The 26,434-nt window shown below is 38.2% G+C and carries 26 protein-coding genes, 3 pseudogenes and 2 riboswitches; of the genes and pseudogenes, 11 read left to right on the forward strand and 18 right to left on the reverse strand.

Going from position 1 to position 26,434, the window contains the following annotated elements; translation table 11 throughout:
• Positions 1 to 222: 222 nt before the first annotated feature.
• From rpe to glpX, 7 genes are all read right to left on the reverse strand, one after another.
• Positions 223 to 891 (reverse strand): ribulose-phosphate 3-epimerase, encoded by a 669-nt coding sequence (gene rpe / locus QFZ73_RS27165; RefSeq protein WP_251432938.1) that lies wholly within the window; start codon positions 889 to 891, stop codon positions 223 to 225.
• A gap of 150 nt (positions 892 to 1,041) precedes the next feature.
• Positions 1,042 to 1,482 carry a ribose 5-phosphate isomerase B gene (gene rpiB / locus QFZ73_RS27170; protein WP_251432941.1) on the reverse strand — a complete coding sequence of 147 codons (441 nt, stop codon included), beginning with the start codon at positions 1,480 to 1,482 and terminating at the stop codon, positions 1,042 to 1,044.
• Between the two features lie 150 nt (positions 1,483 to 1,632).
• Positions 1,633 to 2,607, reverse strand: coding sequence for a 6-phosphofructokinase (gene pfkA / locus QFZ73_RS27175; RefSeq protein ID WP_307273559.1), 975 nt, complete (start codon positions 2,605 to 2,607; stop codon positions 1,633 to 1,635).
• A gap of 212 nt (positions 2,608 to 2,819) precedes the next feature.
• Entirely contained in the window at positions 2,820 to 3,047 is a 228-nt protein-coding gene (locus QFZ73_RS27180) for an aspartyl-phosphate phosphatase Spo0E family protein (RefSeq protein ID WP_307273562.1), read from the reverse strand.
• A 403-nt stretch (positions 3,048 to 3,450) separates the two neighbouring features.
• Complete coding sequence (gene tkt / locus QFZ73_RS27185) at positions 3,451 to 5,454, reverse strand: transketolase (RefSeq protein ID WP_307273567.1); 2,004 nt, start codon at positions 5,452 to 5,454, stop codon at positions 3,451 to 3,453.
• A 22-nt stretch (positions 5,455 to 5,476) separates the two neighbouring features.
• Entirely contained in the window at positions 5,477 to 6,370 is an 894-nt protein-coding gene (gene fba, locus QFZ73_RS27190; protein ID WP_307273569.1) for a class II fructose-1,6-bisphosphate aldolase, read from the reverse strand.
• A gap of 104 nt (positions 6,371 to 6,474) precedes the next feature.
• Positions 6,475 to 7,455, reverse strand: coding sequence for a class II fructose-bisphosphatase (gene glpX, locus QFZ73_RS27195; RefSeq protein ID WP_307273572.1), 981 nt, complete (start codon positions 7,453 to 7,455; stop codon positions 6,475 to 6,477).
• 393 nt (positions 7,456 to 7,848) lie between these two features.
• On the opposite strand from glpX, the gene QFZ73_RS27200 reads away from it, so the two are divergent.
• The 9 genes and pseudogenes from QFZ73_RS27200 to QFZ73_RS27240 all read left to right on the forward strand — a co-directional run bounded on the left by QFZ73_RS27200 (position 7,849) and on the right by QFZ73_RS27240 (position 14,251).
• Complete coding sequence (locus tag QFZ73_RS27200) at positions 7,849 to 8,193, forward strand: winged helix-turn-helix transcriptional regulator (RefSeq protein ID WP_048883438.1); 345 nt, start codon at positions 7,849 to 7,851, stop codon at positions 8,191 to 8,193.
• Between the two features lie 450 nt (positions 8,194 to 8,643).
• On the forward strand, positions 8,644 to 9,528 hold the full coding sequence (locus QFZ73_RS27205; protein ID WP_307273576.1) for a carbon-nitrogen hydrolase family protein: 885 nt from the start codon (positions 8,644 to 8,646) through the stop codon (positions 9,526 to 9,528).
• Positions 9,529 to 9,540: 12 nt separating this feature from the next.
• Positions 9,541 to 10,230 carry a GNAT family N-acetyltransferase gene (locus tag QFZ73_RS27210; protein ID WP_251433017.1) on the forward strand — a complete coding sequence of 230 codons (690 nt, stop codon included), beginning with the start codon at positions 9,541 to 9,543 and terminating at the stop codon, positions 10,228 to 10,230.
• Positions 10,231 to 10,237: 7 nt separating this feature from the next.
• Positions 10,238 to 10,909, forward strand: coding sequence for a GNAT family N-acetyltransferase (locus QFZ73_RS27215; protein ID WP_251433019.1), 672 nt, complete (start codon positions 10,238 to 10,240; stop codon positions 10,907 to 10,909).
• A gap of 238 nt (positions 10,910 to 11,147) precedes the next feature.
• On the forward strand, positions 11,148 to 11,369 hold the full coding sequence (locus tag QFZ73_RS27220) for an SAV0927 family protein (RefSeq protein WP_307273582.1): 222 nt from the start codon (positions 11,148 to 11,150) through the stop codon (positions 11,367 to 11,369).
• A gap of 116 nt (positions 11,370 to 11,485) precedes the next feature.
• Positions 11,486 to 11,737 (forward strand): biotin/lipoyl attachment domain-containing protein, encoded by a 252-nt coding sequence (locus tag QFZ73_RS27225; protein ID WP_207117766.1) that lies wholly within the window; start codon positions 11,486 to 11,488, stop codon positions 11,735 to 11,737.
• A 234-nt stretch (positions 11,738 to 11,971) separates the two neighbouring features.
• The gene (gap, locus tag QFZ73_RS27230) at positions 11,972 to 13,015 is read left to right on the forward strand and encodes a type I glyceraldehyde-3-phosphate dehydrogenase (protein WP_307273585.1); all 1,044 of its coding nucleotides are present in this window, start codon (positions 11,972 to 11,974) and stop codon (positions 13,013 to 13,015) included.
• Positions 12,985 to 13,146: a GapA-binding peptide SR1P gene (locus tag QFZ73_RS27235; RefSeq protein ID WP_251433026.1), complete on the forward strand. Its 162-nt coding sequence runs from the start codon at positions 12,985 to 12,987 to the stop codon at positions 13,144 to 13,146. The genes gap and QFZ73_RS27235 overlap by 31 nt, the downstream gene beginning before the upstream one ends.
• Positions 13,147 to 13,422: 276 nt before the next feature.
• Positions 13,423 to 14,251: pseudogene (locus QFZ73_RS27240) on the forward strand (HAD family hydrolase).
• A gap of 280 nt (positions 14,252 to 14,531) precedes the next feature.
• Here the strand turns inward: QFZ73_RS27240 and QFZ73_RS27245 are convergent.
• The 11 genes and pseudogenes from QFZ73_RS27245 to gnd all read right to left on the reverse strand — a co-directional run bounded on the left by QFZ73_RS27245 (position 14,532) and on the right by gnd (position 24,489).
• Entirely contained in the window at positions 14,532 to 14,837 is a 306-nt protein-coding gene (locus QFZ73_RS27245; protein WP_251433032.1) for an iron-sulfur cluster biosynthesis family protein, read from the reverse strand.
• A gap of 183 nt (positions 14,838 to 15,020) precedes the next feature.
• On the reverse strand, positions 15,021 to 16,508 hold the full coding sequence (gene gcvPB, locus QFZ73_RS27250) for an aminomethyl-transferring glycine dehydrogenase subunit GcvPB (protein ID WP_251433035.1): 1,488 nt from the start codon (positions 16,506 to 16,508) through the stop codon (positions 15,021 to 15,023).
• Positions 16,501 to 17,853 carry an aminomethyl-transferring glycine dehydrogenase subunit GcvPA gene (gene gcvPA, locus QFZ73_RS27255; protein ID WP_307273592.1) on the reverse strand — a complete coding sequence of 451 codons (1,353 nt, stop codon included), beginning with the start codon at positions 17,851 to 17,853 and terminating at the stop codon, positions 16,501 to 16,503. Before gcvPA ends, gcvPB begins: the two co-directional genes overlap by 8 nt.
• Position 17,854: 1 nt before the next feature.
• A complete protein-coding gene (gcvH, locus tag QFZ73_RS27260; protein WP_202186447.1) occupies positions 17,855 to 18,250 on the reverse strand; it encodes a glycine cleavage system protein GcvH in 396 nt (131 codons plus the stop codon).
• Positions 18,251 to 18,328: 78 nt separating this feature from the next.
• A pseudogene (gene gcvT / locus QFZ73_RS27265) lies at positions 18,329 to 19,442 on the reverse strand (glycine cleavage system aminomethyltransferase GcvT).
• A 14-nt stretch (positions 19,443 to 19,456) separates the two neighbouring features.
• Positions 19,457 to 20,338, reverse strand: coding sequence for an L-serine ammonia-lyase, iron-sulfur-dependent, subunit alpha (gene sdaAA, locus QFZ73_RS27270; RefSeq protein ID WP_307273598.1), 882 nt, complete (start codon positions 20,336 to 20,338; stop codon positions 19,457 to 19,459).
• Entirely contained in the window at positions 20,338 to 20,856 is a 519-nt protein-coding gene (locus tag QFZ73_RS27275) for a serine dehydratase beta chain (protein WP_251433047.1), read from the reverse strand. The genes sdaAA and QFZ73_RS27275 overlap by 1 nt, the downstream gene beginning before the upstream one ends.
• Before the next feature lie 15 nt (positions 20,857 to 20,871).
• A complete protein-coding gene (glyA, locus tag QFZ73_RS27280) occupies positions 20,872 to 22,122 on the reverse strand; it encodes a serine hydroxymethyltransferase (protein WP_307273603.1) in 1,251 nt (416 codons plus the stop codon).
• An 85-nt stretch (positions 22,123 to 22,207) separates the two neighbouring features.
• A riboswitch (glycine riboswitch) is annotated at positions 22,208 to 22,330 on the reverse strand.
• Positions 22,331 to 22,332: 2 nt separating this feature from the next.
• Positions 22,333 to 22,438, reverse strand: a riboswitch (glycine riboswitch).
• A 259-nt stretch (positions 22,439 to 22,697) separates the two neighbouring features.
• The gene (locus QFZ73_RS27285) at positions 22,698 to 22,976 is read right to left on the reverse strand and encodes a hypothetical protein (protein WP_307273607.1); all 279 of its coding nucleotides are present in this window, start codon (positions 22,974 to 22,976) and stop codon (positions 22,698 to 22,700) included.
• Positions 22,977 to 23,310: 334 nt separating this feature from the next.
• Positions 23,311 to 23,565, reverse strand: coding sequence for a hypothetical protein (locus tag QFZ73_RS27290; RefSeq protein ID WP_251433054.1), 255 nt, complete (start codon positions 23,563 to 23,565; stop codon positions 23,311 to 23,313).
• Between the two features lie 40 nt (positions 23,566 to 23,605).
• Positions 23,606 to 24,489: pseudogene (gene gnd, locus QFZ73_RS27295) on the reverse strand (phosphogluconate dehydrogenase (NAD(+)-dependent, decarboxylating)).
• Between the two features lie 413 nt (positions 24,490 to 24,902).
• Here gnd and hxlR point away from each other — a divergent pair.
• A complete protein-coding gene (gene hxlR, locus QFZ73_RS27300; protein WP_307273610.1) occupies positions 24,903 to 25,268 on the forward strand; it encodes a transcriptional activator HxlR in 366 nt (121 codons plus the stop codon).
• Between the two features lie 522 nt (positions 25,269 to 25,790).
• Positions 25,791 to 26,432 (forward strand): 3-hexulose-6-phosphate synthase, encoded by a 642-nt coding sequence (gene hxlA, locus QFZ73_RS27305; protein WP_307273612.1) that lies wholly within the window; start codon positions 25,791 to 25,793, stop codon positions 26,430 to 26,432.
• Positions 26,433 to 26,434 lie beyond the last annotated feature (2 nt).

Raw genomic sequence — 26,434 nt, forward strand, 5'->3', positions numbered from 1 at the left:
AGAGGCCTGTTTTGTAATTAAACCGGTCATTAGGATATAAATTTCCACCACATTATTTTTGGTTTTAGCTTTACAGTCTACAAATTTGATTGGTTTATAGCAAGCACCAGACCCATCCATGAGATAAAACGTTGGTTACATAACATCTACCAATCAGGGATGGGCCCTTGCAATTCTCCAGAAATTATTGAATCCTTGGGTCTAAATTATTTACGTTCGCTTTTAACGTCTATTTAACACTTGATTTTCATTTCTAATATTTGCAATTGCCTGACTTCGGTCCTTTTGATTATATATGGCTGAACCTGCAACAAGGACATTTGCTCCTGCTTCGATACAAAGTTTTGCCGTTTCAATATTTACACCTCCATCTACTTCAATTTCAACATTCAATTTTCTCTTTTCCACAATGGCAGCAATTTGTTTTATTTTTGGTAGAACAGAATGAAGGAAAGATTGTCCCCCAAACCCTGGATTTACTGTCATAAACAATACAAGGTCAACATCTTCTACCACATGCTCGATCATTGAAACCGGAGTATGAGGATTTAATACCACTCCAGCTTTCATGCCTTCAGATTTAATATGTTGAATGGTTCTGTGTAAATGATGACATGCTTCAACATGAACCGACAATATGTCGGCACCTGCTTGGGCGAACGCCCCAATATATTGATCTGGATTTTCTATCATTAAATGGACATCTAAAGGTAAGTTTGTGACTGGTCTAATTGCCTCGACAATTAATGGACCAATTGTAATATTTGGCACAAAATGTCCATCCATCACATCTACATGGATGTAATCGGCTCCGCCCCGTTCAACATCTTTTATTTCTTCTCCAAGCCGTGCAAAATTAGCTGATAGAATGGAAGGTGCAATCTTAATCATAATTTAATACCTCTACTTTCTTTAATTTGTATGAAAAATTCACCATGATAGAGGGTGTTAGCTATAAAAGAATATTTTTTGAATATACTGACTATTTAATTTCTACTTCTCTTTAAATAAAACCCAGTAAAATTACCGTGCTTATTTTACTTATAACGCTTCATACGATGCTATTTTATTGACACGCCTCTCGTGCCTACCAGCTTCAAAGGAGGTTGTTAACCATGTTTTTGCAATATTCCGAGCTAAATCCGGACGAATGACACGCTCTCCCATTGCTAATATATTAGAATCATTATGCTCTCTTGTTACCCTAGCACTATACAAATCGTGCACAAGGGCACAGCGTATACCATTTACTTTGTTTGCCGCAATACTCATTCCAATACCTGTACCACAAATTAGAATACCACGTTCAACCTCACCGCTTGCTACCTTATTCGCTACTGGAATCGCATAATCTGGATAGTCAACAGAGGAGCTAGATTCACATCCTAAGTCTATATACTCAATATTCAGCTCTTCCATCAGGGAGATTATTTCTTTCCGAATATTCACACCACCATGATCAGATGCAATTGCTACTTTCATTTTTTCCTCCTCCTAACTTATTGGGATTCTCCTTCTTGTAATAAGATTGTAGCTCCAACATATCCCTTTAGAGCATTCATAAGCAACTCTTACTTTTTCCTGATTTCCAATCATATCTTTTCTGTATTCAATATAAATAAATCAGCCCTTTTATATAGAAAGACTTCTTGCTAAATGATAGATGGACAAATCAATGGTATGCTTATCTTTCGCTGCTTCCCCAAAAGATGAATGAATCAGTTTACCATTTTTCAAACCCACCATCACCCCTTTTTCACCTTCAACCAGTAAATCGACGGCTTTTGCTCCCATCTGACTGCTCATCATACGGTCGTAAGCGCTAGGAGATCCCCCACGTTGAAGATGCCCAAGAATGGTCACCTTAGTGTCAAATCCTGTTTTTTCTCTAATCTCTCTACCGATTTCTATCCCTTTTCCCACACTACCATTAAATGCCCCTTCAGCGACCACAATAATGCTGTGTGTTTTTCCACGCTGATATCCTTGCTTTATTCGGTCAATTACATCTTCCACATCATGGTCAGCTTCAGGGATAATAATCGATTCTGCCCCTGCACACATTCCTGCCCATAGAGCAATGTCACCCGCATCACGGCCCATTACCTCAACGACATAGGTACGATCATGTGAAGCTGCCGTATCACGAATTTTATCAATTGCTTTCACAGCTGTGTTCACAGCAGTATCAAATCCAATCGTATATTCAGTACCTGCAATGTCATTGTCAATTGTTCCCGGGATACCAATGGTTGGAAATCCTAGGGCGGTTAATTTTCTCGCACCTTCAAAAGTGCCATTTCCGCCGATCACGATTAAACCTTCAATGCCCTGTTTTTCTAGTTGTTTTAAAGCATGTTGCTGTCCTTCAGCCTCCTTAAACTCTCGGCAGCGTGTGGTTTGTAAGATGGTTCCTCCCCGGTGAATAATATCACGAACACTTCCCAGGTTCATTGAAACAAAATCCCCATCTATTAAACCTTTGTAGCCATTTTGCACACCAAAAACATCCAGTCCCTTAAAAATCCCTCTTCGAACGATCGCACGAATAGCGGTATTCATTCCTGGTGCATCCCCGCCACTAGTTAATACTGCAATATTATTCATTCATGTTTTCCTCCATATTTTTCACGTCTTATATAAAAGTCACTATATGGTTCTGCAATCCTAATCCTTATACCACAAAATAAAATTCATCATTATATTTCTTTGTGATCACCGATTCTAAAAATAAAAAAAAGAGGATTTCTTCAAAGTCTTGAATGACGAAACAATTGTTTTTTGGGTTTTTATTTGTTCACCACTTCTAAAGTATAAATTTATGAAACTTTTTTAATAACTTTCATTAATTCAAGAAAGGAAATATTTGTATTCCTTTTCTCTTCAAACAAAATTTGCTGATATTTATATAAAAGCTGGTCCAACTCTTGGCTACACATTATGGTTTTTTTATCCTTATAATCTCCGGAAATAGCAATTCCGATCATTTCTTCACGCTTAGCGTCTATATTCACAAGTAATTCTGATTTTAAAATGTCAATCGTCATCTTTGTTCCCTCCACAGATAATAGCTACTTCGTAGGAAATAAACATAGTTATGAAAGTGTTGCTTATTCAAAACAATACTTTCAATTTTTGTTCGATTTCTTACTGAGATTTACAAGATATGAAGACTAGATCTATTTGAATTAATACTTCTATTTAAAGAGAAGTGATTCATTTCAATTGTTCAAAAAAGGGCAGGCCCACCAACTGGTGTAGTCTGCCGTAATAAAAGGTGTTTATTCATATATCGTTGGGAGTTGTTTCTAACCCCTACATTTCAAATGTGTGAAGGAATCCATGTTTCTATTAAATGTTTAAGGTTAACATTTTCTTCGAAAATATATCAGTGAACACAAGGTTTCTAATGAATTACTCGGTCATTTCTAAATTAAACAGGGCAAAAATTTAGAGTAGCTTTTTAAAATGAGAAATGACATTTTCAACTGTAAAACCGTATTCCTCAATTATTTTCTCTCCTGGGGCTGAGGCTCCAAATTGATCAATGGTGAGGACGTGACCGTTATCACCAACATATTTACTCCAACCTAAGGAAGCCCCCATCTCAATACCCAGACGTGTTTTTACTTCTTTAGGCAGTACACTTTCTTTGTATTCATCCGTTTGTTTTTCAAAACGATCCCAGCTTGGCATACTAACAACCGAAACAAAAATACCTTCTTTTTCAAGTGCCTTTTGTGCATCAACAGCAAGGGGAACTTCAGAACCAGAAGCTAATAACAAACCATCAAGATCATTTTTTGCTTCTGAGATCACATATGCACCTTTTTTAACACCCTCATACCCTTTTTCAGGATTTACAAGTGTTGGTAAATCTTGACGTGTAAGGACTAGAACTGTTGGTTCGTCTTTACTCTCTAACGCCAACTTCCAAGCTGCTGCTGTCTCATTGCCATCAGCCGGACGAATTGTAGAAAGACCAGGCATTGCTCGTAATGAGGACAATTGTTCAATTGGTTCATGTGTTGGTCCATCCTCACCCACAGCAACGCTATCATGTGTAAAGACATAAATTACAGGTAGTTTCATTAATGCTGAGAGACGAATTGCCGGACGTAAATAATCAGAGAATACAAAGAATGTTGCTCCAAATACTTTCACTCCACCGTGTAGGGCCATTCCGTTTACAGCAGCACCCATTCCAAATTCACGAACCCCAAACCAAATGTTACGTCCGCCATAATTTGAACGGCTAAAGTCACCTTCACCTTTTAGCATCGTTTTATTAGAAGAGGATAAATCAGCTGAACCCCCAAATAACTGTGGAACGTTTTTCGCAAGTGCATTTAATACTTCACCGCTGGAAGAACGTGTCGCAAGTTTATCTTCACCCACACTATATTGAGGAATATCTGCATCCCAGCCTTCTGGAAGCTCGGCATTGATTGATTGCAATAATTCCTTTGCTAGTGCTGGATATGTTTTCTCATATTGGGCGAACAACTTATTCCAAGACTGTTCCTTCTGCTCTGATGCTTCTTTTAGTTCTGTAAAATGTGCTTTTACTTCTTCTGGAATATAAAAATCTTCTTCATAGTTCCAGTTGTAATGTTCTTTGACCAGTTTTATTTCGTCTTTTCCAAGTGGTGCACCGTGCGAGGCAGATTTACCCCCTTTATTCGGTGACCCATATCCAATTGTTGTTTTGACTTCAATTAATGTAGGTTGATCTTCGTTTGTCTTTGCTCTAACTAAAGCTTCCGCGACTTCATGAAGATCATTGCCGTCCTCAACACGAAGTACCTGCCAGCCATATGCTTTAAAACGATCAGCAGCGTTTTCACTAAATGACATATGAAGATCACCATCAAGAGAAATATCATTTGAATCATACAATACAATCAAACGGCCCAGTTTAAGGTGGCCTGCAAGTGAAGCTGCCTCTGCAGATACACCTTCCATAAGATCACCATCGCCACAAATGCTGTATGTGTAATGATCAATTACATTTAAATCATCACGATTGTACGTAGAAGCTAAGTGCCTTTCAGCCATTGCCATCCCAACTGCCATGGCGATCCCTTGGCCTAATGGGCCAGTTGTGGCATCAACTCCAGGTGTATGGCCGAATTCAGGATGACCAGGTGTTTTGCTTCCCCATTGACGGAAGTTTTTTAAGTCATCCAATGATAGGTCATAACCAGTTAAATGCAATAAGCTGTATAATAGCATGGATCCATGACCTGCAGATAACGTAAAACGGTCACGGTTAAACCAATTCGGATTGCTTGGATTATAGTTCATAAACTTAGACCAAAGTATGTATGCCATCGGAGCAGCACCCATTGGCATTCCTGGATGACCTGAATTCACCTTTTCAATCGCATCGATTGATAGGGTTCTAATCGTATTAATGGCTAGCTGATCAACCTTTACTTTTTCTTCAATCATGATTTTTCCCCTTTCTCATAAATTAAATTAAACTCTTTTCTTTTTGCTCTACCTGAGCTCTACCTGAAGAACCAAATTCGCGCATTTTACCTTTGACTGTATTTTTAATTGCTTCACGGGCTGGTGCAAGGAATTTACGAGGATCGTATTCATTTGGCTTCGCTGCTAATACTTCGCGAACTGCTTTGGTAGCAGAAATTTGGCTCTCAGTATTGACGTTAATTTTCGCCGAACCAAACATAATGGCTTTTTGAATATCCTTTGTTGGAATACCTGTACCACCGTGAAGAACGAGAGGAACACCTGTTAATTCCATAACTTCCTTCATCCGATCAAATCCAAGATTTGGTTCACCTTTATATGGACCGTGGACAGAACCTAACGCAGGGGCAAAGCAGTCTACTCCTGTTTCACGAACTAATTGATCACATTCCGATGGGATCGCATAATATGCAGATTCGATATCAGCGATAATGTCATCTTCTTGTCCGCCAATACGACCAAGCTCCGCTTCAACAGATACACCAACAGCATGTGCCACTTCAACTACTCGTTTTGTTAATTCAATATTTTCTTTTAATGGATGATGGGAACCATCAATCATAACGGATGTAAATCCAGCATGTATGGCTTGTACACATTTCTCAAGGCTTGAACCATGATCAAGATGAATGGCAACTGGTACTGTCACTTTATATTCATCCATTAATTCTTTAACCATCGTGACAACCAACTTAAATCCACCCATGTAACGTGCAGCACCTTCTGATACCCCGAGAATAACAGGAGAATTCTCTTCTTGCGCTGCTTGTAAAATGGCCTGAGTAAACTCGAGATTATTGATATTAAACTGTCCTACAGCATACTTATTTTCTTTTGCTTGAATTAACATTTCTTTCATTGAAACTAATGGCATAATTTCCCATCTCTCCTTTTCCTCTTTATATAATTGCCCTTATAAAGGGCTTCTATTGACTATCTATTTAGACAATCCATTCAGTAAACATCATTTTGTTAGTTTTAATATCGATGATACGCTTCTATGAATTGAATTTTTTCATCCATTCCTCCAACTGTAAGGAAAGAATGAGTTAGTATTGACCCATCTTCAGTTTTTCGGATACCCTTCATAAGCGTTCCATCCGTAATTCCAGTTGCTACAAAGAAGCAATCATCAGATTTTACAATGTCATCTATTGTTAATACTATTTCAGGATTTGATAATCCCATCTTAATACAGCGATCAAATTCTTCTTGGTTTTGAGGGGCAAGTTTCCCTTGGAAATCTCCTCCCAAACACTTCAATGCAGTCGCAGCAATTACTCCTTCTGGGGCACCGCCAGTTCCTACTAATATATCAACGTCTATTTCTTCGAGTGCAGTACCAATTGCTCCTGTAACGTCACCATCAGAAAACAACTTGACTTTTGCCCCCACATCGAATACTTGTTTGATCAAATGATCATGACGTGGTCGATCCTGTATCATTACCGTTAATTCTTTTATGTCTTTTCCTAAAGCATTTGCAACGGAAATCATATTATCTGTTAAAGATGAGTCTATATTGATATGGCCTTTTGCTTTTGGACCTACAGCTATCTTTTTCATATACATATCCGGTGCATGCAGTAAACTTCCTCTGGAGGAAACAGCAATGACTGTTATTGAATCATCCTGTCCTTTTGACATTAAAGTAGTTCCTTCAACAGGATCAACCGCAATATCTACATGGGGCCCATTTCCAGTTCCTAGCACCTCATCAATATAAAGCATGGGAGCTTCGTCCAGTTCCCCTTCCCCAATAACAATAACACCAGTCATATCAATGAGGTTCATTCGATCGCGCATAGCTTTCGTTCCAGCCCCATCCGCTTCATTTTTTCTTCCTTTTCCTATCCAAGGATAGGACGCAATGGCTGCTTGCTGTGCTACAGCGAGAAAATCCATAGCTAACGACAGAACGGGCTCTTTACTAACGACTTTGGTTTTTAATTCACTCATTAGATCACCTCCTGTGTTCTTTGTACCTATACAAGCCAAACAAACTATTTTTTGTACACGTTTTACCTGTATAGAAACAATTATAATTTGTATAATATAAATTTGTAAGTATGCACTTTTTTAATACATAGTACTTAAAAGTATACTGTTTGTTTATACAAGCTATTTTCATTTGCACGCATTTTACACTTGTACGTATTAAATTAACGTGTATAATTTAAAATCATAAGTACATACCTTTTTAACATATAGTATTAAAAGTATACTGTTAATTTGACAAGCCGTATTATCTTTTATATTTGTTCTAGTATAATGCGTAAATTATTAGTACGTAAGTAAGCACTTTACAAACATATAGTATTAAAAAGTATACTTTTACATGGAGGCGAACCAATGAGGATCATTCGTGATAAGGAGTTTAGCTGTGAAAAAGAATTGTCACTTGCTGTTATTGGTGGGAAGTGGAAAATGCTTATTTTATGGCATCTAGGCAAAGAGGGCACCCAACGGTTTAACGAACTGAAGTCACTCATGCCGGGAATTAACCAAAGAATGCTAGTTAATCAACTACGGGAGCTGGAAGATGACCTAATTGTTCATCGTGAAGTCTATCCTGTTGTACCACCAAAAGTTGAATACTCACTGACCGAACATGGGGAAACTCTAATTCCTATTCTAGAATCTATGTATGAGTGGGGGAAGAACTACATGGACGTGGTCTTGAAAACTAATAAATAAAGAGACAAATGAACCAATAGTATACAAGCTACCTCAATTAAGATTTGATGTTTGATCTAAATCGATTTGCGAGGATATTGCAGCTACCTTTAATGTCTTAAAAAAGGTTGCTGTTGCCTCAAAGATTGTCGAAGTTAATCATAAGATCATTGATAACAATAAATTCCTCAACTACTAGCTCGGTAGCATACTCAATCAGATGAAGGAGCTAGTTTTGTTTTCACCCAGGTGGAAATCTGACCACCATTTCCCTTTAACGGGACCTCAATAAATTCCTTTCTTTGTGATTTTTCTTTTAGTTTATATCTTTACGGTATACTTTTTTTCACTAAATAACATAAAAGTGTGTACTTGTTAAAATTTATTATGTGTCTAATAATAACAATAGCTAATCAATAAAACATGATAAGGTGAAATCTTTATAGAGTATTGATAAGAAAGGATGAGACTATGAAACTAAGGGTTTCAGCAGTGCAATACCATCTCCAAACTATTAGTTCTTTTGAGGAATTTTCCAAACAAGTGGAACATTATATTAAAACAGCTGAAGAATTTGGTTCAGACTTTGTCTTGTTCCCGGAATTCTTCACCACACAATTAATGTCCATTGGTAATAAACAAGGACAACCTTTGTCCATTCAAGATCTACCCGATTTTACAGAACGATATCGGTCTTTATTTATAAATTTGGCGATGCAAACAAAGATGCATATTATTGGGGGAACCCATGTCATTCGTAAAGGTGATCGATTGTACAACGTCGCTCACTTATTCTATCCAGATGGTAGGGTCGCAGAACAGTCAAAACTTCATATCACTCCAACGGAAGTGAATGACTGGAAGCTGACTCCTGGAGAAAATCTGGAAGTGTTCAAGACTGAAAAAGGCACAATTGCCATGTTGACTTGCTATGACATCGAATTTCCAGAAATTGTTCGAATGGCGAAGGCCAAGGGGGCGGATATAATTTTCTGTCCTTCTTGTACCGATGACCGTCATGGATTTCATCGTGTGCGTTACACGAGCCATGCGAGGGCAGTAGAAAATCAGGTCTATGTCGTAACCACCGGAACAGTCGGTTCCCTTCCTACGATTGACTTTATGCGAGCGAATTTTGGGCAAGCTGCTGTCATTACACCAAACGATATTCCATTTCCTCCAAATGGGATTCAAGTAGAGGGAGAAGTTAACCAAGATATGATCGTAACAGCTGATTTGAATTTAGAGCTGTTATACCAGGTTCGTGAAAGTGGTTCCGTCACGACATGGCGGGATCGTCGTACAGACCTTTATCCAGATTGGGAAACAAATAAAGAACTCACTTCACAAATATAAGGGGGGATCATTTTGTATCGAAAAGAGCTTTTTGTCTTCGACCATGATCAATCTGTCCCTGCCGTGATTCGAAATTATGAAGAAAAAGACTTTCCCGGCTTAATTCGCGTTCAACAGGAAAGCTTTCCACCACCTTTCCCGTCTGAATTGTGGTGGAATACGGAGCAATTGCATAATCATGTTACCATGTTCCCCGAAGGAGCCTTATGCATCGAAATCGATGGTGAAATTGCGGGTTCAATGACTGGATTGTTGGTTGACTTTGATTCCAAGCATCCGGAACATACATGGGAGGAAATCACGGACAATGGGTATATTCGAAACCATAATCCAAATGGTAATACGCTCTATGTCGTGGATATTGGCGTAAGTCCCTCCTATCGAAAATTAGGATTAGGAAAATGGCTGATGTTCTCGATGTATGAAGTTGTAGTTCATAAAGGATTGGAACGATTACTGGGAGGAGGAAGAATGCCTGGATATCATAAAAAAGAGAGTGAGCTGATGCCGGAACAATACCTTGAAGCTGTCGTAAAAGGCGAACTGAAAGATCCAGTCATCACCTTCCTGCTCCGCTGTGGTCGTACCCCCGTTCAAGTAGTGGCAAACTATTTAGAAGATGAAGAATCACATAATTACGGAACACTGATGGAGTGGAAAAACCCTTTTTGCCCATCAAAGTCAAAACAAAAAGGAGTCTAAAATAAAAATGGAATATATTAGAATTACAAGTATAGAAGATCCTTTATTTAAGCAATTGCATCAATTAATGCAAGACGTATTCCCCCCAGAAGAAGTATTAGAATTCGATCTTTGGAAAGAACCTTTGGAAGACCCAGGAATCCGTGTTTTTGTTGCCGTTCATAATAGGAAAGTAATTGGTGCTACGGAGTACCGTTATTATGAGGATTTTAATGTTGCTATGACAGATTTTACGATCATTGGTCAGGCTGGACTCGGCATCGGTCCATTTTTAGCCAATAAGAGATTAGAAGATTTAATTTACTTGGCCTCGATTAATGGCAATCGTTTATATGGGATGTTTGCTGAAATTTACGATCCATATCGAGTAGAACACTATGAGTTTGGCGGGGTTAAGCCTATGAATCCATATGTCCGCCGTGAAGTACTGTCTCATCTTGGTTACAAGCGTCTTGATTTCCCTTATCTCCACCCTTCCTGGAACAATGATGGAGAGGCTGTAACAGGACTTGATCTTTGTTTTCTTCCAATGGAAGCTAGAGTCAATGAAGTACAAACAGAACTGATTGTAAAATTTTTAAGACGTTATTACTCTGTCTTATCTAACAAACCGGAATCCTGGCATGCAATGATTGAGAACTTAGAAGCAAACGATAAGGCAACACTATTACCCATTTAGAATAAAGGATAAATCAAAGTGATAATTATATAACCAAAGAAGCTGAAAACCCACCATTAGATTCACTCATCTAACACCTAAAGTGAAATATAACCTTTAAAGGTCTTTGAAACATCCAAAAGCTTCGGCGTAAATATGAAAACGCGTTCATATATTGGAACAATTCGAAGGTTGACCCAAGTTCCACGAGTTTGTGGTTGGATCAAATAAAACCTTAAGAAGGAGCATAGAAAAAAACATGGTAGATATTTTATTTGAGGAAAGTGAAAGCCAATCCGTCCATTATTATTGTATAGCAACGGAACATCATCGATATGACTTTGCTATCATATTTACAAATAATTTTTTTGGGAAAGCAATGGTCGTTTCTATTCAAAGTGGCACAATGGTCTTAATGTGCAATGAAGATACCGAAAACGAATTGCTATTGGGCAGAAAAATTAGGAATCCATCCAATTGATGTTGATGAATGCCGAATCTTTCTTCAGATGATTTTAAATCAGAAACTTTTCGTAAATCAATATTAAACTCTACTTTGAGCAGTACCCCTTATATCAAACCGGAAGGAGATTACTTATGATTCAACATGAAATGGTTATGAGTTCTTGTTATGGAACCATCCAAGAAGTCTCCATTGAAAATCATTCACGAATATATGAATGGGAACCTTTGTTTACCATAGAAACCGGTAAAGGAAATCTTGAAACCATAAGTATTGGGATAAGTGGTGAAGTGTATTCTTTAGAAGTGCAAAAAGGGGATAAAGTAATTCCGGGAATGGTGCTTGCATTAATAAAAGAGGATTTGATTGCCAGTGGAAGCGACTAAATAATAATAGTTTGTCGATAGGTCCCTTTATTATTAATCGAGCAAGGGGTTTTGAGATTCTTGAATGGGAAATGTTCAGCGACTTGATTTCTTCCTAATAGCATTGTTTATAATCTAAAAAGCTTAAATTATTCTAATCTGTCAACATAGACGGACCACGACTTCAAGTGAAGTGGTCATTTAAATTAATACCTTCATAACAAAGGTGGTAACAAGATGAAAGGAGGCAACACAATGATAAGGAGATTAGGCATTAGTGGCACAGGGAGAATCGGTCGGCTATTGATTAGAAAAATGTTATCCAATAAACATGATCAACTTAAGTTAGTGGCGATTAATTCCATTTATCCTGTAGAAACAGTAGCTCATCTATTAAAATACGATACCATACACAGATCTTGGAATGCAGATATTTCAATACAAGATGGACATCTCTTAATTAATGGTGATATTATTCAGATCATTTCTGAACGTGAACCTGAGAGGATTCCATGGGGAACAATGGGTATAGACATTGCGATTGATGCTACCGGAAAATTCAATGACCGCCAGGGGGCACAAAAGCATTTATCAGCTGGAGCATCCACTGTCATTGTTACTGCACCTGGTAAGAATATGGATTTTACAGTGGTTATGGGAGTGAATGATCATCTGTTAGATCTTTCGAAGCACACTATTTTATCCGCAGCCTCCTGCACGACTAACTGTGTTGCCCCTCTTTTAAGTATCATGGACCAAGCCTTCCAAGTTAAACAGGGATGGATGACCACTATTCACTCTTATACTTCTGACCAAAATCATTTAGATAACCCGCATAAAGATTTACGAAGAGCCCGCTCTTGTACTCAATCCATTGTTCCGACGACAACAGGAGTGGGTAAAGCCCTTGTTGATGTTCTCCCGCATCTGGCTTCATATATTGAAGGAATATCAATTCGTGTTCCTACACAGGATGTTTCATTAGTTGATCTCACTGTTCAAGTTGCCCGTGAGGTATCACTTGACGAAGTGAAATCAGTATTTCATGCAGCAGCAAATGGAAAACTGTCTCATTATGTCGGCTATATTGAAGAGCCGTTAGTATCCTCCGATTTTATAGGGAATGAAAAATCAGCGATTGTAGATGGACTTTCAATCATGACAGTGGAAAATCAAATTAAAATATTGGCCTGGTATGATAATGAATGGGCGTATGCTTGCAGGGTCATTGAGTTAGCTCAAGCAGTAAACGAAAGGATGGATAAAAAATGGAAATCTCCAGTCGCCCTCAAGCATTAGGTACAGTTATATGTAAATACTGTGGAGAGCTCATAGACACTGTCGATACGGAAAAAGTCATGACTTATTACTCTAACTGCAAGCAAGAACAATGCCTCAATCAAGATTCAGTATATCATGAGAGGAATTAAAGGTAGAATAGAGGTGTGTTGTAAAAGCATAGCGCAGAACAAATTTTAATATCACCTTATAAGAAGATACCTTTTATTCGAATATAAACTTTATGCCGAACTTTTCATGATAAAAACTAGGAAGTTCGGTATTTTTGTTTTTTATTTGATAAAATAACTAGAGATTTGAACCAGAATCTTTTTATCTATCAAAAAAACAAATAAAAATAGCCAAATCCAAAATCTTTTTAGGAGTATAATTGTAAAAATTTTTAATTTAGGGAAAGGACTGAAACGATGAAATGTATTTCGATTGATTTAGATGGTACCTTATTGAATTCTCAACATGAAATATCCGAAAGGGATTTGAAAGCCTTAGAAGAACTGCAAGAAAAAGGACATACGGTCATTTTGAACACAGGTCGATCTTATTCAGATGTGGTAAAAATTAAACCTATACAAAACATGGAGGTTCCAATCTTTTGTTTAAATGGTTCCCTTTTATACTCGAAAACTAGAGAACTGTTGTACGAAGTTACTTTACCAATGTCTACATATAAAGAGATATTCTCCGTTTTGCAAAAATTAGGAGTTAGAATTCTCGTATATACAAATTATGGCGGTTTCCCTTCCACTTTGCCTCCATTACATCATAAAAGTAATGAAGAGCTAGACACTCTTTTTCAAACATACAATTACGATGAAAATTCTAAATCAAGACAATCTTAAAATCTATAAACTAATTGCATTGGTACAGTATGATCAACTAGATAAAATTGAGGTAGTAAAAAAGACATTAGCAAATAAGTTTGATGTTTCGTTGGCTTCTTCCTTTCCTAATAACGTTGAAATCACTTCAAACGAAACACATAAAGGAAAGGCTATATTACATTACCAACAGATGATGAATCTAGCCTTTGATGAGATTATTGCTTTCGGTGATGGGGGCAACGACCTCGCCCAATTCGAGGTAGCAACCACTTCCGTTGCGATGGGTAATGCCCCTCTGAATATTCAACAAAAGGCTGATTTAATAACAAAAACAAATGATGAAGATGGATTCTCCCATGCAGTACGTCATCTTTTAGATTTACTAAATACACAAGGAGTCAAATCCGTGATTTGATTTTAACTGTTTTTCTAGTCGGTTTTTTGATAACATAACCAATCCCCCATAAAAAGTAATGTTATCTTTATTATACAAAAAAAGCTTGTAGACAAAGACCCTACAAACGGACTTTGTCTACAAACTGAAGCAGCCAAATGGCTGCTTTTTTATTATCTTTTCTTTGCCTTCCGAATCGTCCAACTTAACTTCCAGCGCCTTAATTTAGTAATCTATAATCTCTTCTTTTAATAGGTTCGATTAGAAATCTATCATATACAATTAGGAAGAACCACGACCATTAATCAACCTCTATTGAACATGCACTTGAAGCAAAGCTTTCTCCCACAAGAAAGCCATGCTCTTCTGTATAATCTATTTGTGTCTCTTCATTTAAATAGCGCTTTGTAAAACGATCGATTCGAATCTGGATATCACCATATTCAATAAAAGTATCGTTTCGTCGTGGTTCTTCAAAAACAAGCGTAAACTTGATAGACATCCCACATCCACCTGCTATATTAGCATCAATCCGAGGAGATTGATCTTCTTTCAACTTCATTGTTTCCAGCTTGTTCACTGCTGATTTCGTTAGTGTTATAACCATCAAATCCCCTCCTTCTCTCCATTATCATGTTTTTAATCCTCAAACATTTTATTTTACACAAACATAAGCCTGGTAGGAGAACGATTGAGTGGATGTTGAAACGACCAAGAAGAAAACCCCAAGACAAAACAAGTTCTCTCCTATTCATTACCGACGGACCATTACAACCTGAAATTAAATTTATTATGTCACCACTTCATTTTCTCTCACAGCTTCCTCTTCTTTTGTGTAACGCAATATAGGTTGTCTTGCTGCTTGCACTTCATCTAATCGTCCTATGATCGTTGTATGCGGTGCTTCTAGTACAACACCTGGATTTTCCTCCACTTCTTTAGCAATTTGAATCATTGTATCTGCAAAGGTATCGAGGGTTTCTTTTGACTCTGTTTCTGTCGGCTCAATCATCAAACATTCCTCTACATTTAACGGGAAGTAGATGGTCGGTGGATGGTAACCGAAATCAAGCAGCCGTTTGGCCATATCAAGGGTTCTTACACCCAGTTTTTTCTGTCTTGAACCGGATAACACAAATTCATGCTTACAAATTTGTGAATAAGGTGCTTCGAAATATGGTTCTAGCCTTTTGCGAAGATAGTTTGCATGGAGGACTGCACTTTCCGATACTTGACGTAGACCTTCAGGTCCCATTGTACGAATATAGGTATACGCACGAACAAGAATCCCGAAGTTTCCATAATAACCTTTTACACGGCCAATGGATAATGGTTGATTATAGTTCAGTACATAGTGATCCTTATCTTTTTCAATGTGTGGCACCGGCAAATATGGAATCAGCTTGCTTTTTACACCAACAGGACCAGCACCAGGACCACCTCCACCATGAGGAGTTGTAAATGTTTTATGAAGATTTAAGTGCACGATGTCAAAGCCCATTTTTCCCGGTGTTGTTTTCCCTAAAATCGCATTGGCATTGGCCCCATCATAATACAGTAAGCCACCTGATTCATGCACCACTTTAGAAATTTCCACAATTTCTTTTTCAAAAAGGCCAAGTGTGTTTGGATTGGTCAGCATTAGGGCTGCTGTATCATTATCCATATGTTTCTTTAATTCTTCCAAATCGACTAATCCATGTTCATTAGATGGAATCGTAACCGTTTTATATCCGGCCACTGATGCACTGGCAGGGTTGGTACCATGGGCTGTGTCTGGAACAAGTACTTTTGTTCTTGTCTCCCCTTTTTGTTCATGATAGTTTTTGACCATCATTAAACCGGTCCATTCTCCTTGAGCTCCTGCTGAAGGTTGTAACGTCACAGCATCCATACCTGTAATTACAGCTAAATCTTCCTGTAATTCATATAAAAGCTTTAGTGCTCCCTGCACCGTTTCGGCTGGCTGATACGGATGAATGCGGCTAAAACCGTCGAAACGAGCCACATCCTCATTGATCTTCGGGTTGTATTTCATCGTACAAGAACCAAGTGGATAAAACCCATTATCAATCCCATAGTTTTTATTGGAAAGTGCTGTGTAGTGGCGAACAAGCTGAAGTTCTGACACCTCTGGGAGTTCTGCTGGTATGTCACGAATCAAATGCATAGGAAGCTTATCTTTTAAATCGATTTTGTTGACATCACTTTCTGGAAGGCTTGAACCAATTCGACCAGCTCGACTGATTTCAAAGATTATATCGTTGTATTCAACCATGTACAATCGCCTCCAATACATTTACAAATTGGTCAATCTCTTCTTTTGTCCTTTGCTCGGTTACCGCAATGAGCATTTGATTTCCTAAGCCGTAATCACGGTCTAAATCAAATCCTCCGATGATTCCTGCTTTTAGAAGCTCGTCATTGACTACCTTAGCCGGAAGTGGAAGCTCGACAATAAATTCATTAAAAAATGGTGCTTGATTCATAATCTTACAACCTATTTCTTTAAGACGTTTTGCCATGTAATCAGCTTTATCGAAGTTTAGCTGTGCCATATGTCTAATTCCCTGCTTTCCAAGTGCTGTCATGCAAATGGAGGAAGCTAGCGCATTTAACGCCTGGTTAGAACAAATATTGGAAGCTGCTTTATCACGGCGAATATGCTGCTCACGTGCTTGCAATGTTAGCACAAATCCTCTTTTTCCTTGTTCATCTGTTGTTTGACCCACGATACGTCCAGGTATTTTGCGCATAAACTTTTTATGAACCGAAAAGTAACCACAGTGCGGACCACCAAAGCTCATTGGTATCCCTAAGGGCTGCATATCACCTATTACAATGTCTGCTCCAAGATTACCTGGTGGTTGCAAAAGCGCTAATGCCAGTGGATTAGCACTAACAATTAACATAGCGCCTGTTGTCTCGGCAATTTTCTTAATTTCTTTCAAATCTTCAATGGAACCAAAAAAATTTGGGTATTGGACGATAACAGCTGCTGTGTATGGATCGATTTGTTCTTGCAGTTTCTCTAAGTCTGTACAGTCCGTCGCAAGATTCACCTCTTCCACTGTATACCTTTGACCATCTGCTACTGTCTGTAAGATGGCACGGGATTCTGGATGAACCGCCTTTGATACAAGTACTTTCGAACGTCTTGTTGATACAACTGCAAGTGATGCTGCTTCTGCAAGGGAAGTAAAGCCATCGTACATGGAAGAATTTGCAACATCCATTCCTGTCAGCTCACATACCATGGTTTGAAATTCAAAAATGGCTTGTAATTCTCCCTGGCTAATTTCTGGCTGGTAAGGGGTATAAGCTGTATAAAATTCAGAACGGGAAATCATATGATTCACAACACTTGGAATGTAATGATCATAAGTACCCGCACCAAGAAAGATTGGATTTTGATTGGCATGTTTGTTTTGCGAAGCAAGCTGATGCATCTTTTTCAACAGAAGTGGTTCAGGAATTGCATTAGGGATGTTTAACTCCTCTTCCAGACGAATATCATTCGGGAGATCTTCAAACAGCTCCTCTGTCGAAGAGATTCCAAGAAAGGATAGCATTTCCTCTTGATCTTGTTTAGTATCAGGAAGATAACGATAGGTCGCTGTCATTTTATTCCTCCCCTTCATTCACAAAAGTTTCGTATTGATCTTCATTTAGAAGTACTTGTAACTCTTCTGAATTAAATAGTTCCACTTCTACCAACCACCCTGCATCATATGGCTGGTCATTGATCATTTCAGGCGCATCATCTAACTCCTCGTTTACACGAACTACCTTACCTGATACAGGGGTATAGATTTCAGAAGCTGTTTTAACCGACTCGATCGATCCTATTGATTCATTAGCCGTTACTTCATCACCCACTCCCGGATTTTCAACAAAAACGATATCACCTAATTGTTTTTGGGCAAAATCAGAAATTCCAATACGCACTCGGTTTTCGTCTAATTGTAGTACCCACTCATGTTCCTTGCTGTATAGTAGGTTAGCTATCACTTTTGTCATTGTTTTTTCTTCCTTTCACTCATAAAATTTATTAATATTTACTGTAGGGTGCTTACTCTTTCGTGCAAGGTTAAGAGATTATCCTTTTTTATAGAACGGTGCTTTTACCACAATAGCATCAACCATCTTCCTACGAATTTCCACTTTAAGTTGTGTTCCTAGGTCAGCATTTTCTGCTGATACAAGCGCAAGACCTATGCTTTTCTTTAAAGACGGTGAATGGGTTCCGGATGTAATAAAACCAATTTCCTCTGACCCTCCTGAAAACACTTTATAACCGTGACGAGGAATGCCCCTTCCTGTCATTTCAATTCCAACTAATATTCGTTTTACCCCTTCTTCTTTTTGTTTTGTAAGTATGGCTTTGCCGATAAAATTACTTTCTTTGTTCGTTTTTACGACAAAACCGATTCCAGCTTCAAGAGGGCTGATTTCCTTTGTGAGCTCTTGTCCGTATAGAGAAAGACGTGCTTCAAGGCGAAGAGTGTCACGTGCACCGAGTCCGCACGGCTTTAAGCCGTTTTCTTTTCCAGTTTCCAGTAGCTTTTCCCAAAGTGCTGGCGCCTTGTCCGCTGCTAAATTAAAGCTCAAATCCGTCTTCCCCTGTGTAACCCGTACGGGATACAAGCACGTCCGTAATGCCATCCAGATTAACATGTTGAGTAAAGTGGAAAACTCCAATTCCCGATAAATTGATTTCCGTTAGCTTTTGTAAAATGCCTTCCGCCTTTGGACCTTGAATGGCGATCAGCGCGATGTCATTTGAAATATTACGAAGTGTCACTTCTCCTTTAACATGTTGCTTCATCCAGTCGTAATCTTTCTCAATGTTTGCTGCATTAATCACGAGAAGAAATTTATCATTTTTCAGTTTGTAGACCAATAAATCATCCACTGTCCCGCCAGATGGATAACACATCGCGGTATACTGTGCTTGATTAATGCTAAGCTTTGTTACATCGTTTGTGACAAGGTAATTAATATAGCTTTCTGCATCTTTCCCTTCAACAAGCACTTCCCCCATATGAGAGACATCAAAAAGTCCTGCTTCCTTTCGGACAGCATCATGTTCTTCTAAAATGTTTGAAAACTGGACTGGCAGTTCCCAACCACCAAAATCAATGACTTTTGCTCCGTAATTTTTATATGTTTCAAAAAGCGGTGTTCTCTTCAATCCGGTTGCTGTGCTCATTGCTACACCTCCAATTAAGATCTCTTGCTAAATAACTGTTCTTTTACCCTTTTACCTGTTTCGGTCATTGCAAGACCACCAAGTGCTGTTTCTCTAAGTGTTCGAGGCATTTCCTTTCCAATCTTGTACATGGCTTCAATGACTTCATCACATGGAATACGACTTTCAACACCTGCAAGAGATAAATCAGCAGCTGAAAAAGCAATGGATGTTCCAATCACATTTCGCTTAATGCAAGGCACTTCAACAAGCCCAGCAACTGGATCACAAACGAGGCCCAACAGTGATTTTAAAGCAATGGCTGTTGCATTAACCGCTTGTTTAGGTGTGCCACCTTTTAATTCTACAATGGTCCCTGCCGCCATCGCCGTTGCAGAACCGACCTCTGCTTGGCATCCTCCTGCTGCTCCAGATATAAAGGACCGGTTGGCAATGACATACCCAAGGGCACTTGCAGTGAACAGTCCCATGACTAAGTCTCTGTAGGAAGTTCCGTCATTTTTGTGAAGCGAAAACAATACTCCGGGTAATATACCGGCTGCTCCGGCTGTCGGAGTTGCAACAATGACTCCCATTCTCGCATTACTTTCAGATGTCGCCAGTGAGAAAGTCATGGCATCGCTAATATAACTTCCTGTAAGAGAGTTACCTTGATTCACGTAATCGTACATCTTAACGGCATCACCACCAGAAATGCCACTTGGTGCAGTAGAGGTGTCTTTTTTACCGTTCTCAACAGCTTCCTGCATTTTAAATAACCGTTCTTCCATCATGCTGATGATCGTCTTTTGATCTCTCCCCGATTTTTCTATTTCCATCATCAACATGATTTCACCAATCGTTTTCTGTTTATGTGTACAAAATTCAATTAGCTCGTTCATTGACCGAATTTCCATCATGCACCCTCTAACGACGTTTTTTTCAACACATATGAATGGTAATGTGTAGCAAGTACCGAAAAGTCATCGCTAGTGCTTAAACGAATATCAACCATTTCATCACCAATCATAAAGATTTTAGATAAACCGCCTCCAAGGGATGCCCCACCTACCTTTACCAGCCATTCCCCACGTTTTGCCGTAACGACTGTTGTATTCGGATGTTTAAAATAAGGGCAGCTGCCTTCAAATTGAAATTCGTAATCTAGTTCATGTTCTTTAGTCAGCTCCATGGCATTTTTAATCCTGGAATCATCCGTATCCATGCCAAGTAATCCGCCAAGTAGGGCTTTATCTGTTCCGTGACCTTGGTGCGTTTCAGCAAATGAATCGTAGAAAATAATGTTCGCCTCTTCCGGACAACCACCTAATAGTTCATGAATGAACTTCCCCATTGATACAACACCAGCAGTATGAGAACTAGATGGCCCTACCATGATAGGGCCGATAATGTCAAAACAACTTTGGAATTCCATGTTGTTTCTCCCTTCTTAGACCGTTATAGGCTGTTGAAACAATGGATATCCTTTACAAATCTCTTTTGTTGTTTCTTTTGCTTTTTCTAGAACAACTGTATCTCCATTGCTCTTTAAAACAGCCGCAATCACTTCTCCGATTTTAACCATTTCTTCCTGCTTCATACCGCGTGTCGTTAAAGCCGCTGTTCCCATTCGAATGCCACTTGTGACAAATGGGCTTTCAGTATCATAGGGAATCGTATTTTTGTTAACTGTTATACCCGCCTCTTCTAGTAATCGTTCTGCTTCTTTTCCGGTTAAATTCCATTGGCGAACGTCTAATAGGACGATATGGTTGTCCGTTCCACCTGAAACAAGAATTGCGCCTGCTTTTTTTAATGTTTCGCCAAGTGTTGCTGAGTTTTCAATGATTTGTTTGGCATAGATTTTAAAGCTCGGTTGCAATGCTTCTTTAAAGGAAACCGCCTTTGCCGCAATAATATGCATGAGTGGCCCTCCTTGAATCCCTGGGAATATAGCTTTATTTATTTTCTTTATCATGTCTTCATCATTTGTTAAAATGATCCCGCCACGTGGACCGCGTAAAGTTTTGTGCGTTGTGCTTGTCACCACATCCGCATATGGGATGGGCGATGGATGAAAACCTGCTGCCACGAGCCCCGCAATATGGGCCATATCCACCATCAGTTTTGCTCCAACTTGATCGGCGATTTCTTTAAAACGTGCAAAATCAATTGTTCTTGGGAAGGCACTTGTCCCCGCAATAATCAATTTTGGTTTTTCTTTTTTCGCGATTGCTTCAAGATCATCATAGTCTATCAAGTGAGTATCTTCTCTCACCCCATAAGACACAATATCAAACCATTTCCCCGAGATGCTGACAGGACTACCATGAGTTAAGTGTCCTCCATGCGAAAGGTTCATCCCCATCACTTTATCGCCAGGCTGAAGCAGGGCATAAAAAACAGCTAAATTTGCTTGTGCACCGGAGTGTGGTTGTACATTTGCATACTTAGCACCAAACAGCTTGGTAAGGCGTTCAATCGCTGTTTGTTCCACCACATCTACATATTCACAGCCTCCATAGTAACGCTTCCCTGGATATCCTTCTGCATACTTATTAGTGAGGACAGACCCCATAGCTTCCATCACTTCTTTACTTACGAAGTTTTCTGATGCGATTAATTCTAACGTATTATGTTGTCTTTCCCTTTCATTTTCCATGGCATTATAAATCTCTGAATCATAGTTTTGTAGACTCATATTCAAATATCCTCCTCGAGTTTCTTCCAAGCTACCTTTCCTCACAAAAAAGACAGAGGAAAGGCAGGATAAATATCCCACCTTTCCTCTGTCCTTTTTACCTGAGAGATTACCTTCGATATGAAACATAATACAAAACAATCTGTCTTGTAATATTCGTTTCATCAAAAGGATTCCCCTTTGGTGGCTTTTCAGCTCTCTCCAGAGGTGCGTCCAATTGTAGTCTTTTTACCTGAGAGTTTCTATCCCAAGGTTTTTTTGGGAATTGCTCCTTCGGTGCCGAATCGATTTCTTCGGTCTCTCCCACAATTATCATCCGCTTATATAAATTTCCATTATAATTGTATGTTAACGGGTTTAAATGAAAATTTCAATAATTATCTGAAAAAACTTTATTTTCAGAAATTTAAACATAGACAGTATAGATCTTTCTGACAGTCCATAAAGTTAGAAGTTTTGTTATTCAAAATTATAACTGTTTTTCTGAATTCCAATAAGTTTCTATATCTAGGCGTAAGCCGATCTACTTTTGAACGGTTGCTAAGAAAAGCGCAAGATGGGAAAGGACATGAAGTCTATATTTTTAACACAATAGATGTATGGAAAAAGAGAAAATTAAGGTATTGTGAGATTTGCGAGAATCCTTGCAGCAATAGAGATTGCTTAGGAACTTCCTCCTCCTTCTCTTCTTTCATTTCCTCCTTAGGTTCAGCGGTGGTTTCATTAGTCTTCTCTTCTTTCGCAACTTCCTCTTTGTCCCAACCACTTGCCATATTAGCTATGACGATAATTGCTAGAACCCATACCCACCACTTATTTGGCCTCTTTAGATTGATTTTCTTTTCCTTACTCATTTTGGATTCTTCCCCTTTACCTTACAATATTAGTATCTACACTATGTTACCATCTCCTCTTCCCTGTATTAATAGTAAGGTAATCACTTTCCATCTCCTTAATTTGATTGCCTTTTTTATCAATATCCCTATTTAAATCTTGGAGATTTTTAATAGGGAGGGATGAAACAGCATCATACAGGTAATGGGTTATTTTCCATTCCCTGTACGACAGATGCATATTGAATGAGATAAATATGTTTGGGTAGGTAAAGCCCCTTCTTTTAGTTGTTTAATATGACTCTCAGTTCACCAATTTAAGTATTCCTGTAATGGACCATAAGTCTACTATCAATCAAGTAATCATTTCTTTGTAGCTATTTGAATTCACTTTATTTACAGTAAAATCAGCTATATCAACTTGGTAGTAATTTGATAATTTATTTAACATTATATCTAATTCTTTATTGCTATATAAACCTACTATCACTTCATTTAAAATAACTGTATTGTTTCTTTCCATTCTATTTTCCTCCTTTTGATTGAATAATTTTTCATCTTTCATTTGCATTTTAGAACTGACGGAAATGAACATAATATGTTCTTTCATTAGGAACCTCTAATTGGATTTTCTTAAACGCAGTGACTTCTCACTTCCCACTTTTCCTTACAGCATGCCCATCCAAATTCGTTGCATAGTGGGCTACCTCTTTCCCTGTAAATTTCTAATGAACGATAGCGCATCAACGACATGCGATGACGGGAGTGGCAGTTTGTAAATCAAAAGCAGTCTCGGCCGTATTTTCCTTCTCAAGAAGACTTCCATATCTACTCTATTTATTTTCTTCTAATTTTTCATCTTTAGAAAACGCTCTTTTCCGTTAAATCCATAGGCCCTGGACGAATAACCGAACCGCTTTTTCCATACTCTTGCTACATTCTCAGAGTCGTACTCAAATTCCCTTTTTTCTAATAATTCCAATCCTTCCCTAATGTCATCCATTTCGTAATCAATCCCATTGTTGTTCATTTTCAAGAAGTGACCACTCCCTGCTTTTCCTGCATATACATTTTCTACAGATATATCTCTGAAAATGGGCTCTACTATGCGCCAAGCTTCAAGGTCTCCTCCAATCTTGAAACAAGCCTCTTTTCGAGCACCTTCCTTTCCTTCAGAGGTCACGATATCCATAAAGCTCACACCATATCTCTTTAGCCTGTTGTACCGGCGAATGGTATCATTATAGTAGGAATTTCCAGATTGAATTAAAATATCGCCAATATTTAAAAACGGTGTCACTTCACTAATTACTACATCAACTGAATCTGGAGGAACCATAAGCCAAATAAGTCGGGGTTGCTCTAATGATTTAATGAGTTCTACTATATTAGTTGTTCCCTTAGCTCCGTATCTTTCCATTTCTTCTACAGCACCGGAATCTAAATCATAGGCCACAACGTCGTGGCTTTCTTCAATTAGGTTTTGCCCTAAGTTTAATCCCATTTTTCCTAAACCGATTAATCCAACTTTCATCGTGATGGCCTCCTTTTTAGAATAGAGTACTTCTAATTTGTGCTTCTTTCCTTTTACATATTGGTAACTTCGTTATATTTATTTAGTATAAAAATTCACCTTATTATCTAAAGCCCCTGTTGCTTTAAATATGGGTCACAGCATGGTATTTCCGACGTTTAGGATACTTAAACGCATTCCTGTCTAAAAATTTATTACGTAGAAAAGTCATTTAATCCCCCCTGTATTCTTCCTTGATTGTAAAATTATAGTGTAGTAAGATTCTAATGGATGTACCAAGAATAGTTCTTGCGGTGATGATCCTCTATGTATATAAAAGTATAATATCTATATTTTTTAATTGTAAGTACGCACTTTTTTATTATATAGTATTATAAAGTACACTATTATTTTATGACCTGGGGGGAAAATAAATGGGACATCTGCGTGACAAGACGTTTTACTGTGAAAAAGAATTGACACTTTCTATTATTGGCGGTAAATGGAAAATGCTTATTATGTGGCATCTGGGCAAAGAAGGAACCAAGCGATTTGGGGAACTAAAATCTATGATTCCTGAAATTACGCAGAGAATGCTCGCTAGTCAATTGCGAGAGCTGGAAGATGACCTAATTGTTCACCGTGAAGTCTATCCTGTTGTTCCACCAAAAGTTGAATATTCTCTGACCAAAAGAGGAGAAAGTTTGATGCCAATTCTTGAATCCATGTATGACTGGGGCAGTGAGTATATGGAGACAGTCTTGAATAACCAAGTAGATAGAAAAGAAGAATCCCTCTAGGAGAAAAAAGCTTCCCTCATGAAGGATTAGAAAATAATCCTTTATGGCTCCTTTTCTGAAAGCGCTATCTTCGTTATGGACAGATTAAGAAAAAAACTTTAATTAAATAAATTGGACACTAAAAACCACATGGAGAAACCTTTATAAAGGTTCCTCCATGTGTTTTTTTAGCCTGTTAACCCATATCGGCGGACGGTATACGAACTCTATTGTATTAGATTAGTTGCTTACTACTCACTTTACGGTCTATTTAATTACCTGCAAGAAGAAGTACCACGATTTTCTTTTTTAATCACATTACCCTTTAACAACTTCTACATAATAGGGCTTCAAACACAATTCTTCAACAAATTTTCCAAAAAGCAACTCTTGGTATATTTCACTTATCTTCCTTTCTTTACCTTACACACAGTATACTTTTGAACACTATATGATATAAAAGTGGGTACTTCTCATTTAAATAATTAGAGAATACAATAAATGTAGTATCAAACAAAAAATTATTTAAGGAGTGAAGTATTTATGAAACTTCAATTAGCATTAGATCTTGTAAACATCCCACAGGCAATAGAAGTAGTTCGAGAAGTAGAGCAATTTGTCGATGTAGTAGAAATTGGAACTCCTGTTGTCATTAATGAAGGTCTTAGAGCAGTAAAAGAAGTTAGTGCAGCATTTCCTAATTTAACCGTATTGGCAGACCTGAAAATTATGGATGCTGGCGGATATGAAGTTATGAAGGCATCTGAAGCTGGTGCTTCTATCATCACAGTTCTTGGTGCGACGGATGATGCAACAATCAAGGGTGCAGTGGAAGAAGCTAAAAAACAAGGAACGCAAATTCTTGTTGATATGATCAATGTAAAAGATATCGAAAAACGTGCGTACGAAATTGATGCACTGGGCGTTGATTATATTTGTGTGCATACAGGGTACGATCTTCAGGCTAAAGGAGAAAACTCATTTGAACAGCTTCAAATAATCAAACGCGTTGTTAAGAATGCGAAAACTGCTATAGCAGGCGGAATTAAATTAGATACATTGCCAGAAGTCATTGAAGCACAGCCTGATCTTGTCATTGTAGGCGGTGGTATTACTGGACAAGATAATAAAAAAGCAGTAGCTGCAAAAATGCAAGAATTAATTAAACAAGCGACTTATGCTTAAGA

It is taken from the genome of Peribacillus sp. V2I11 (assembly GCF_030817135.1).
GTDB classification, from domain to species: Bacteria; Bacillota; Bacilli; order Bacillales; family DSM-1321; genus Peribacillus; species Peribacillus simplex.

Bases quoted from the DNA above. Each gene is read 5' to 3' on its own strand.
- rpe (WP_251432938.1), bottom strand. From the start codon at position 891: ATGATTAAGATTGCACCTTCCATTCTATCAGCTAATTTTGCACGGCTT.
- rpiB (WP_251432941.1), bottom strand. From the start codon at position 1,482: ATGAAAGTAGCAATTGCATCTGATCATGGTGGTGTGAATATTCGGAAA.
- pfkA (WP_307273559.1), bottom strand. From the start codon at position 2,607: ATGAATAATATTGCAGTATTAACTAGTGGCGGGGATGCACCAGGAATG.
- QFZ73_RS27180 (WP_307273562.1), bottom strand. From the start codon at position 3,047: ATGACGATTGACATTTTAAAATCAGAATTACTTGTGAATATAGACGCT.
- tkt (WP_307273567.1), bottom strand. From the start codon at position 5,454: ATGATTGAAGAAAAAGTAAAGGTTGATCAGCTAGCCATTAATACGATT.
- fba (WP_307273569.1), bottom strand. From the start codon at position 6,370: ATGCCATTAGTTTCAATGAAAGAAATGTTAATTCAAGCAAAAGAAAAT.
- glpX (WP_307273572.1), bottom strand. From the start codon at position 7,455: ATGAGTGAATTAAAAACCAAAGTCGTTAGTAAAGAGCCCGTTCTGTCG.
- QFZ73_RS27200 (WP_048883438.1), top strand. From the start codon at position 7,849: ATGAGGATCATTCGTGATAAGGAGTTTAGCTGTGAAAAAGAATTGTCA.
- QFZ73_RS27205 (WP_307273576.1), top strand. From the start codon at position 8,644: ATGAAACTAAGGGTTTCAGCAGTGCAATACCATCTCCAAACTATTAGT.
- QFZ73_RS27215 (WP_251433019.1), top strand. From the start codon at position 10,238: ATGGAATATATTAGAATTACAAGTATAGAAGATCCTTTATTTAAGCAA.
- QFZ73_RS27220 (WP_307273582.1), top strand. From the start codon at position 11,148: ATGGTAGATATTTTATTTGAGGAAAGTGAAAGCCAATCCGTCCATTAT.
- QFZ73_RS27225 (WP_207117766.1), top strand. From the start codon at position 11,486: ATGATTCAACATGAAATGGTTATGAGTTCTTGTTATGGAACCATCCAA.
- gap (WP_307273585.1), top strand. From the start codon at position 11,972: ATGATAAGGAGATTAGGCATTAGTGGCACAGGGAGAATCGGTCGGCTA.
- QFZ73_RS27235 (WP_251433026.1), top strand. From the start codon at position 12,985: ATGGAAATCTCCAGTCGCCCTCAAGCATTAGGTACAGTTATATGTAAA.
- QFZ73_RS27245 (WP_251433032.1), bottom strand. From the start codon at position 14,837: ATGGTTATAACACTAACGAAATCAGCAGTGAACAAGCTGGAAACAATG.
- gcvPB (WP_251433035.1), bottom strand. From the start codon at position 16,508: ATGGTTGAATACAACGATATAATCTTTGAAATCAGTCGAGCTGGTCGA.
- gcvPA (WP_307273592.1), bottom strand. From the start codon at position 17,853: ATGACAGCGACCTATCGTTATCTTCCTGATACTAAACAAGATCAAGAG.
- gcvH (WP_202186447.1), bottom strand. From the start codon at position 18,250: ATGACAAAAGTGATAGCTAACCTACTATACAGCAAGGAACATGAGTGG.
- sdaAA (WP_307273598.1), bottom strand. From the start codon at position 20,338: ATGGAAATTCGGTCAATGAACGAGCTAATTGAATTTTGTACACATAAA.
- QFZ73_RS27275 (WP_251433047.1), bottom strand. From the start codon at position 20,856: ATGGAATTCCAAAGTTGTTTTGACATTATCGGCCCTATCATGGTAGGG.
- glyA (WP_307273603.1), bottom strand. From the start codon at position 22,122: ATGAGTCTACAAAACTATGATTCAGAGATTTATAATGCCATGGAAAAT.
- QFZ73_RS27285 (WP_307273607.1), bottom strand. From the start codon at position 22,976: ATGAGTAAGGAAAAGAAAATCAATCTAAAGAGGCCAAATAAGTGGTGG.
- QFZ73_RS27290 (WP_251433054.1), bottom strand. From the start codon at position 23,565: ATGAAAGAACATATTATGTTCATTTCCGTCAGTTCTAAAATGCAAATG.
- hxlR (WP_307273610.1), top strand. From the start codon at position 24,903: ATGGGACATCTGCGTGACAAGACGTTTTACTGTGAAAAAGAATTGACA.
- hxlA (WP_307273612.1), top strand. From the start codon at position 25,791: ATGAAACTTCAATTAGCATTAGATCTTGTAAACATCCCACAGGCAATA.